We start from the raw sequence: 8,593 nt of genomic DNA, 5'->3' as shown, positions 1-8,593 counted from the left end.
TCGACCCCTCACCCGACCCGCTTCGCGGGCCACCCTCTCCCGCAAGGGGAGAGGGATCAGGGTTTGGCGTAGCGCATCTTCGCCAGGGCGGTCAGGAACTCCGCCGCCAGGTTCGGCGCCTTCACGCCCGCCTTCCACTTCTCGAAGGCCATCACCCCGTCGATGCGGGCGTCCAGGTGCTTGAGCGCGGAGTCGCGGCCCGAGGCCAGGTCGACCGCCAGAGTCGAGACCAGGATCCCCGACAGGATGGCGCGCTTGGAATAGTGGTTCTCGTCAGTGGCGACGTCGCCGGCCCAGCGCCACAGCTGGTCGGCGCTTTCCCACAACAGGGTGAGCGCCAGCGGCAGGTTGGTCGGGAAGGCCAGGAAGGCGGCCCAGCGGCGGACGGCTTCGCTGTCGTGGGCGGCCGCGTCGATGCGAGCGATGACGCCCTCGCGAATCTTCTGGCGAATCTTCAGCGCCGCCGGATCGAGCTTTCCCAAGCTCGCCATGGCCTGGGCGTCGTGCCGACGGGCCAGCAGGGCGGCCAGATCGCGCGGGCCCTGGGGCAGCAGGAGATCGGTCTCGCCGGGCGACAAACCGGCCGCCGCGGCGGCCGCGCGGGCCAGGGCGGCGTTCCAGCCAAGGCGCGGCGACAGGCGCAGGGCCTCGTCCAGCACCTTCTGTTCGGCCTTGTCGGCCCAGTCCTGCGTGGCTTTGGTCGCGGCGTCGCTCATGAATCCGAGTCTACACCGGTGTTTAGCGCTCGTCGCGCATGGACACGCGCCCTCGCCTCTGCTATCTGCCGCCCCTCGTCGCCCGGAAGCACCCCTTCCAGGGCGTAAGGTTTTTATTCGCCCGCCCGGCCCCTCAAGAGGGACTTGGGAAATTGGTCGGGCCGTCGAATGGAGAGTCACCCCTGGTCCAGATTTTCGTCCGCGACAACAACGTCGATCAGGCCCTCAAGGCCCTGAAGAAGAAGATGCAACGCGAAGGCTCGTTCCGCGAGATGAAGCGTCACGTGCATTATGAAAAGCCCTCGGAAAAGCGCGCCCGTCAAAAGGCCGAAGCTGTCCGTCGCGCTCGCAAGCTGGCCCGCAAGCGCGCTCAGCGCGAAGGTCTGCTGCCGATGCCGAAGAAGGCTTCGCGTTAAGAGCGCCGTCGAGGCGCGGATCTTCGCGCCTCCGCGTTCCACGCACCCGAAAACAGACGAAACCCGCGCCGGGCGACCGGCGCGGGTTTTGTTTTGCTCGGGGTCCTGTTTGCCCTCTCGACGAGGGCAGGAACCTCGCCTAGGTTTCGCCTCCGGAACAAGAGGGGAACGCGCATGAGCGGCGATATCCGCATCGGCATCGGCGGCTGGACCTTCGAGCCCTGGCGCGGCCACTTCTATCCCTCCGACCTGAAGCAGAAGGACGAGCTGGCCTATGCCAGCCGCCAGCTGACGGCGATCGAGATCAACGGCACCTACTATTCCAGCTTCAAGCCCGACAGCTGGCGCAAGTGGCGCGACGAGACGCCCGACGACTTCGTGTTCGCCGTGAAGGCCTCGCGCTTCACCACCAATCGCAAGGTGCTGGCCGAGGGGGGCGAGTCGGTCGGCAAGTTCCTCGACCAGGGCCTGACGGAACTGGGCGACAAGCTGGGGCCGATCCTCTGGCAGTTCATGCCGACCAAGAAGTTCGACGAGGCCGACTTCGGGGCGTTCCTGGCTCTGCTGCCTAAGGAGAAGGACGGCGTGCGCCTGCGCCACGCCGTGGAGGTGCGCAACGACACCTTCATGACCCCGGCCTTCCCGGCGCTTCTGAGGGAGCACGGCGTGGCCGGCGTCTACGCCAAGCACTTCGACTATCCGGAGTTCGCCGACGAGACGGCCGACTTCGTCTATGCCCGCCTTCAGACGGGCTCGGACGAGGTGGCCACGGCCTATCCCGAGCCGGAGCTCGACGCCTGGGCCGACCGGCTGAAGACCTGGGCGAAGGGCGAGCGTCCTGGCGATCTGCCGCGCATCGACAAGGACGCGACGCCCGTCGCCAAGAGCCGCGACGTCTTCGCCTTCATCATCCACGAGGGCAAGGTCAACGCGCCGCATGGGGCCAAGGCGCTGATCGAGAAGGTCCGCTGATCCTTCTCCCCCTGTGGGAGAAGGTGTCATCCGAAGGATGACGGATGAGGGGTCTCTCAAACGCAAAACGCCGCGACAGCTGAACAGCCGTCGCGGCGTTTCTGTATGTGCGACCCCTCACCCGACCCGCTTCGCGGGCCACCCTCTCCCGCAGGGGGAGAGGGATCAGGAAGAAGCCGCCGCGGCCATCTCGCGCCAGCCCTTGGCCTCTTTCCGGAACCTCGGATGCGTCTTGGACAGGCGCTTGTCGAGTTCGGCCAGGGCCTCGCGGGCTTCGGCCTTGCGGCCGCTCTCGCCCAGGAACACCGCATAGCGCGCCATGCCCTCGAAGCCGGGCAGGTGGGCGGCGGCCCAGCGCAGGGAGACGTCGGCCTCCTCGGTGCGGCCGAGGGCCGCCTGGGCGCGGCCCAGGGCCAGGGCGGTCTGCGGCGTGCGGCTCTTGACGCCTTGTTCGCCCAGGGCCTCCAGCAGCGGCAGGGCCTCGGCGGCGCGGCCAAGCTCGATCAGGCTGTTGGCGCGGGCCAGCATCAGGGCCGGATCGTCGGCATAGTGGCCCTGCAGGGCCTGGGCGTAGATCCGCTCGGCTTCCTCGTGCTTGCCCAGGCCCGTGGCGGCGGCGGCCAGGCGCGAAAGGTTGGTGACGGTCGGCGCGTCCTCGGCGGCGCGGCTGGCCTCGCGGTATTCGCGCTGCGGGTCCAGCGCCTGGCGGGCGGCGGCCTTCATCTGCTGGGCCCTGGTCCCGCCCATGAACTCCGGCGCGACGATGGCCAGCAGGTAGACGATCCCGCCCAGGGGCTGGAACATCAGGATGATCAGCAGCCAGTACATGGCCTGGCCCGAGCGCACGACGTGAACACAGAGGGCGATCGAGAAGATCAGCGACAGGCCGAAAAGCGGGATCATCGAAAGGGCTCCAGGACGTCCCGGCTATGTGTGGCGCGAGCGTCGCCGCGTCAATCTGTCGAGAGGCTGCGCAGAGGCCGCGCCGCCAGATGATGCGGGATCTGGGGACTATCCGACAGGCGGGGCCTTGTGCTTCAGCCTTGTCACAGTATTCTACCTATATTGCGAGATAGTGTCCCAAAAGATGGGATTTCGTCTCTGCTGACATAAGCAGACCGGGCAAACCGGCGCTTTGGGTTGGAAACATAAGGCGGGCCGCCGAGCGGCGCCGCCGTCAGGAGGGACCTATGTCGTCATCATCCTTGCGTAACCTGCGTGCGGGCGTCTCCATCGCCGTCCTGGCGGTCGCGGCTCTGGGAGCGGTGAACGCTCAGGCCCAGACGGCCGCCCCGCCCGCCGGCGAGACCACCGAGAACGCCGTCGAGGAAGTGATCGTCACCGGCTTCCGCGAAAGTCTGCGCAGCGCGCTGAGCGTCAAGCGGCAGTCCTCGGGCGTGGTCGACGCCATCAAGGCCGAGGACATCGCCGACTTCCCCGACGCCAACCTCGCCGAGTCGATCCAGCGGGTGCCGGGCGTGTCGATCACCCGCGTGGCGGGCGAGGGCCGCACCATCACCGTGCGCGGCCTGCCGCCCAGCTTCACCCGCGTGCGGATCAACGGCATGGAGGCCCAGTCCACCAGCGGCGCCACCACTAGCGACCGCGGCGCGAACCTGGGCCGCGGCTTCGACTTCAACACCTTCGCCTCGGAGCTGTTCAGCGGCATCACCGTGCGCAAGTCGGCCCAGGCCGAGGTGATCGAGGGCTCGCTGGGCGCCACGGTCGATCTCGACATCGCCAAGCCGCTCGACCAGAAGGGCCGCACGCTCGTGCTGGGCGGTTCGCTCGGCTACAACGACCTGTCCGAGAAGATGGACAAGAAGTTCACCGCCGTGGCCGGCGACCGCTGGGACACCGCCTGGGGCGAGTTCGGCGCCCAGGCCTCGCTGGCCTTCAGCAAGCGCAAGTTCCTCGAGGACCAGTGGGGCTCGGGCGGCTGGAACCCGGCGACGATCGACGGCGGCTTCTGCACGCCCGTGGGCCGCACGGCGCAGAACCCGGCCACCGACGCCGCCACCGGCGCCGACGCCCTGAACTGCGCCACCGGCGTGGCGCGCCCGGCCGCCAACGACACCCTCTACGACCTGGGCAACCAGAGCACCGTCTTCTTCCCGCGCCTGCCGCGCTACGGCCGCTTCCACCACGACCAGGAGCGCACCGGCGCCACCCTGGCCCTGCAATGGAAGCCCAACGACCGCACCTCGTTCGGCTTCGACGCCCTCTATTCGAAGTACGACGTGGTGCGCGAGGAGAACTGGCTGGAAGGCTTCTCCTTCGCCCGCGCCATCAGCCAGAACGGCAAGCCGCAGACGGCCATCCGCGAGCTGATCCTGCGCAACGCCGGCACCAGCAGCACCGCCGGGATCAATTTCGGCAAGACGGTCTACGACGTGGCCTATGGCCGCTTCGACGGCGTCGACGTGCGCTCCGACACTCAGCACGACGAGTTCCAGAACGTCTTCCAGCAGTACACCTTCACCGGCAAGCACGAGCTGACCGACAACATCACCCTGTCGGGCCTGATCGGTTATTCGAAGTCGGACTACGACCAGCCGATCACCACGACGATCATGTTCCAGCGTCCGAACACGAGCATGACCATCGACTTCCGCGAGGATCGCGACCAGCCGACCATCACCCACGGCTTCAACGTCGCCGACGCCAGCCTCTACACCTTCGGCACGGGCAACGCCGAGGTGCGGCTGTCGCAGATCTTCACCACCAACATCTACAAGACCGCCGAGGCCAACCTGGCCTGGCGGGCCGACGACGACCTGACCATCAAGTTCGGCGGCCACTTCCACGAGTTCTCGTTCGACACCTCGGCCTTCCAGCGCTCGAACAACTTCCTGGTGCCCAACCTGACCAGCGCCCAGCTGCTGGCGGTGACCAAGGTGGTCGAGGGCTTCGGCGGCCACGGCATCAAGAGCGGCGTGTTCCCCAGCAGCTGGGCGACCATCGACTACGACAAGTTCGTCGCCGACCAGAACCTCTACAGCAAGACCGGCATGTACGCCCTGATCCCCAACACCGGCGGCATCCGGCGCGTGGAGGAGAAGGTCTCCTCCGGCTATCTGCAGGCCGACCTGAAGACCGAGATCGGCGGCCTGCCGGTGCGCGGCGACATCGGCTTCCGCATCGCCAAGACCGAGCTGTGGGCGCGCGGCTACCAGATCGGCTCGACCCGGGTGACCGCCGAGAACGACTATCTCGACGTGCTGCCGGCCCTGAACGTGGCCTTCGACCTGCGCGACGACCTGGTGCTGCGCTTCTCGGCCGCCAAGGTCGTGTCGCGGCCCGACCTGACCTTCCTGTCGCCCGGCGGCAGCCTGAACCTGACCGGCACGCCGTCGATCACCTCGGGCAACCCGGATCTGGATCCGATCCGCGCGACCACCTTCGACCTGGGCGGCGAGTGGTACTTCTCGCAAGGGTCGGTGCTGAGCCTGGGCTTCTTCTACAAGGACATCGCCACCTACGTGCAGAACCAGTCGCAGCAGATGAGCTTCCGCCAGACGGGCCTGCCGCTGAGCCTGCTGGGAACCTCGCAGCTGGATCCGGACAACACCCTGTTCACGGTCACCCGTCCGGTGAACACGCCCGGCGGGCCGCTGAAGGGCTTCGAGATCAACTACCAGCAGGCCTTCACCTTCCTGCCGGGCCTGCTGCGCCATACCGGCGCGCTGGTGAACTACACCTATGTCGACTCGACCATCGACTACTTCCTGGCCGACGGCAGCGTCACCACCAACGACCTCGTGGGCCTGTCGAAGAACGCCTACAACGCCACGATCTACTACGAGGACGACAAGTTCAGCGCCCGCCTGTCGGCGTCCTACCGCGACAAGTCGATCGTCGCCCTGCCGGCCAACAACCCCTACCAGGACGTCGAGGGCTACGACGCCAACCTGACCTTCGACATGGCCGCGTCCTACCAGATCAACGACAAGTTCAAGCTGTCGCTGGAAGGGCTGAACATCTTCGACCGCTTCAATCGGCAGTACATCGACTCCGACCGCGACAGCACCTTCGTCTACACCCACACCGGCCGGCAGTTTAACCTGGGCCTGCAGTACCGGTTCTGAGGGCGTTTCGACGTCATCTAAGGTTGCCCACAGGAGATTGGCGCCGTTCTGATTGTCCAGCTTCGCCCGGTCTGTACCTTTGGTGCGACTGTGGCGAAGGGGCGAACGGCATGAATGGAAGTTTGAAGGCGGCGCTTTACGGAGCGCTGGCGGCGGCGGGTCTGGCGGTCATGGCCGGACCCGCTGCGGCGGCGAGCATGACCGCCGTCGGCAAGATCCGGTTCACCCAGGGGCACGAAAACCCAGCCTGTCGCGTGGTGGAGCTGCGCAAGACCTCAGACGGGTCGAGCATGTACTTCCGAATTCCGAACACGGAAGGCGACGGCAGCATCATGGCCGTCACCCTCACCGCTCTCGCGTCGAACCTGACCGTCGAGGTCACCTACGATCCGGCCGTCACCACCGGCTGCGGCAGCGACCCCAAGATCCAGTACATCACCATCTACAATCCGGCGCTGTAGGGCGCATCGGGGCAGCCGCGTGGGGGCTCAAGCCCCGCGCGGCTTCTTCGGATCGGCCTTGGGCGAGGGAGCCAGGCGCAGCACTTCTGCCTGGTAGCGTTCGTCGTCGCCGGCGGCGGCGAAGGGCAGGGCGTCGCAGAGGGCGTCCAGCAGCGGGTCCAGCCACTGGTGCTCGACCTTGTGGAAGTCGCCCAGCACGTAGTGCATGACCATGTCCTTGTCGCCGGGATGGCCTACCCCAATCCGGCCCCGGCGGAAGGCGTCGCCGATCTGGCTGGTGATCGAGCGGATGCCGTTGTTGCCGGCCGCCCCGCCGCCGGCCTTCATCCGGAAGCGGCCCGGGGCCATGTCGATCTCGTCGTGGAAGGCGATGACGTCGGCCGGCTTCAGCTTGAAGAACTTCATGGCCTCGCCCACGGCGCGGCCGCTCTCGTTGTAGTAGGTCTTGGGCTTGAGCAGCAGCAGCTTGACCGGCCCGTTGGGGGTGTCGACCTGGCCCTCGCAGGCCAGCCCCTGGAAGCGCGCGCGCCACGGCGCCGTGCCCCACTTCCGGGCCAGGGCGTCGACGGCCATGAAGCCGACGTTGTGGCGGTTCTTCTCGTACTTGGGCTCGGGATTGCCGAGGCCGGCGAGGATCAGCATCGCGCGGTGCTCACGTATTCAAACGAAAACGGGCGGACCCGAAGGTCCGCCCGCTTCCTAGATCAGTTCGGTCGCGAAACCGAGCCGGGATCAGCCTTCGACGGTGGTGTCGCCGGCGCCCGACTGGGCCGAGGCCGAGGCCTTCAGGGTCGCGATCACGAAGTCGCGGTCCACGGCCGGCTTCACGCCTTCCGGCAGCTTCACTTCCGAGATGCGGATGGTGTCGCCGATGTCGTGGTCGGCCAGGTCGATGACCAGCTCTTCGGGGATCTGGTCGGCCGGGCAGGCCAGCTCGACGGTGTGACGGATGACTTCCAGCGAGCCGCCCTTCTTCAGGCCGACCGAGGTTTCGTGGTTCTTGAAGTGCACCGGCACTTCGATCTTGATCAGCTGGTGCTCGCTGACGCGGTACAGGTCGAAGTGGACCGGCTCGTCGGTGACCGGGTGGAATTGCACGGCCTTGGCGATGACCGATTGCTTGTCTTCGCCGTGCTGCAGCGTGACCAGGTGGCCGAGCAGCTTGCCGGTGTAGAGCGCCTTGCGGAATTCGTTGACCTTCACCGCGACGTTCACGGGATCCTTGTCGCCGCCGTACAGCACGCCCGGGACCAGGCCGGCGCGGCGGGTTTCACGAGCGCCGCCGGTGCCGGCGCGGTCGCGGATTTCAACGTTCAGGATGATCTCGGCCATGTCAGTTCTCTCTTGAGGGCCAATGCCCTCGAAATGCGAAATCGCCGCACAGGACCAGATTGCCCCGCTCGGTCGACGTTTTCAGGAGGGCGCCCAATACACGAAGAGGGCCGCCGGTGCAATCCGGCGGCCCTCTTGTTCGGCTGGAAAGGTCTGAAGGATCAGGCCTTCTTCTTCTTGGCGGCCGCGGGCTTGGCGGCGGGCTTCTTCTTGGCCGTCGGCTTTTCCGGCGGCGGGGGCGGCAGCGGCTCGACCGGCATCGGCGCGCCCGAGGCCTTGATCACGCAGGCGCCGGTGTCGATCATGATGTGCTGGCCCAGGCAGAAGATGTCCTCGTAGTGCGGCTTGGACACGGCCAGGCACTGATAGAGGTTCAGCTTGGCCATGTTCAGGCACGAACCGGCGCTGGGCTCGGCCATGATGGCCTCGATGGTCGGCAGGTTCTCGTCGCCGGCCGCGCCCAGGGCCGCGAGCGCGGCGACCGCCAGGCTGCGGATGACCAGCGGGCGATAGGGCGGCGGGGCCGAGCGCGGGCCGGCCGGGACGGTCGAGGCCAGGGCCGCGTCGATGCTTGCGGCGGGGCTGGCGGCCGGGGCGGCGGGCGGCGG

At 67.3% G+C, this 8,593-nt stretch carries 8 protein-coding genes and 1 pseudogene; 4 read left to right on the top strand and 5 right to left on the bottom strand.

The features are described 5' to 3' along the window. Window positions 1–56: 56 nt before the first annotated feature. Window positions 57–716 carry a COQ9 family protein gene (locus DMC18_RS21250; protein ID WP_110119414.1) on the bottom strand — a complete coding sequence of 220 codons (660 nt, stop codon included), beginning with the start codon at window positions 714–716 and terminating at the stop codon, window positions 57–59. Between the two features lie 182 nt (window positions 717–898). Between DMC18_RS21250 and rpsU the strand changes: the two genes are divergently transcribed. Next, complete coding sequence (gene rpsU / locus DMC18_RS21245) at window positions 899–1,132, top strand: 30S ribosomal protein S21 (protein WP_081612876.1); 234 nt, start codon at window positions 899–901, stop codon at window positions 1,130–1,132. A 174-nt stretch (window positions 1,133–1,306) separates the two neighbouring features. Then, window positions 1,307–2,104 carry a DUF72 domain-containing protein gene (locus tag DMC18_RS21240; protein WP_110119413.1) on the top strand — a complete coding sequence of 266 codons (798 nt, stop codon included), beginning with the start codon at window positions 1,307–1,309 and terminating at the stop codon, window positions 2,102–2,104. A 165-nt stretch (window positions 2,105–2,269) separates the two neighbouring features. Here the strand turns inward: DMC18_RS21240 and DMC18_RS21235 are convergent, their stop codons facing one another. Beyond that, window positions 2,270–3,007 (bottom strand): tetratricopeptide repeat protein, encoded by a 738-nt coding sequence (locus DMC18_RS21235; protein ID WP_110133289.1) that lies wholly within the window; start codon window positions 3,005–3,007, stop codon window positions 2,270–2,272. Between the two features lie 287 nt (window positions 3,008–3,294). Here DMC18_RS21235 and DMC18_RS21230 point away from each other — a divergent pair, with 287 nt between their 5' ends. Both DMC18_RS21230 and DMC18_RS21225 read left to right on the top strand, forming a co-directional pair. Next, a complete protein-coding gene (locus tag DMC18_RS21230; protein ID WP_110133288.1) occupies window positions 3,295–6,192 on the top strand; it encodes a TonB-dependent receptor in 2,898 nt (965 codons plus the stop codon). A gap of 110 nt (window positions 6,193–6,302) precedes the next feature. Further along, complete coding sequence (locus DMC18_RS21225; protein WP_146218157.1) at window positions 6,303–6,653, top strand: hypothetical protein; 351 nt, start codon at window positions 6,303–6,305, stop codon at window positions 6,651–6,653. A gap of 27 nt (window positions 6,654–6,680) precedes the next feature. Here the strand turns inward: DMC18_RS21225 and pth are convergent, their stop codons facing one another. The 3 genes and pseudogenes from pth to DMC18_RS21210 form a co-directional block, all read right to left on the bottom strand. Then, window positions 6,681–7,295 carry an aminoacyl-tRNA hydrolase gene (gene pth, locus DMC18_RS21220; RefSeq protein ID WP_110119410.1) on the bottom strand — a complete coding sequence of 205 codons (615 nt, stop codon included), beginning with the start codon at window positions 7,293–7,295 and terminating at the stop codon, window positions 6,681–6,683. A 90-nt stretch (window positions 7,296–7,385) separates the two neighbouring features. Next, window positions 7,386–7,985, bottom strand: a complete 600-nt coding sequence (locus DMC18_RS21215) for a 50S ribosomal protein L25/general stress protein Ctc (protein WP_110119409.1) — start codon at window positions 7,983–7,985, stop codon at window positions 7,386–7,388. Window positions 7,986–8,146: 161 nt separating this feature from the next. Next, window positions 8,147–8,593: pseudogene (locus DMC18_RS21210) on the bottom strand (hypothetical protein); the annotation flags it as partial.

Origin of the sequence: Caulobacter sp. D5 (genome assembly GCF_003185805.1) — a bacterium.
GTDB lineage: Bacteria > Pseudomonadota > Alphaproteobacteria > Caulobacterales > Caulobacteraceae > Caulobacter.
This window is presented reverse-complemented; position numbering and strand designations above follow the sequence as displayed.

Coding starts and splice junctions, on each gene's coding strand:
- DMC18_RS21250 (WP_110119414.1), bottom strand. CDS start 716: ATGAGCGACGCCGCGACCAAAGCCACGCAGGACTGGGCCGACAAGGCC.
- DMC18_RS21240 (WP_110119413.1), top strand. CDS start 1,307: ATGAGCGGCGATATCCGCATCGGCATCGGCGGCTGGACCTTCGAGCCC.
- DMC18_RS21235 (WP_110133289.1), bottom strand. CDS start 3,007: ATGATCCCGCTTTTCGGCCTGTCGCTGATCTTCTCGATCGCCCTCTGT.
- DMC18_RS21230 (WP_110133288.1), top strand. CDS start 3,295: ATGTCGTCATCATCCTTGCGTAACCTGCGTGCGGGCGTCTCCATCGCC.
- DMC18_RS21225 (WP_146218157.1), top strand. CDS start 6,303: ATGAATGGAAGTTTGAAGGCGGCGCTTTACGGAGCGCTGGCGGCGGCG.
- pth (WP_110119410.1), bottom strand. CDS start 7,295: ATGCTGATCCTCGCCGGCCTCGGCAATCCCGAGCCCAAGTACGAGAAG.
- DMC18_RS21215 (WP_110119409.1), bottom strand. CDS start 7,985: ATGGCCGAGATCATCCTGAACGTTGAAATCCGCGACCGCGCCGGCACC.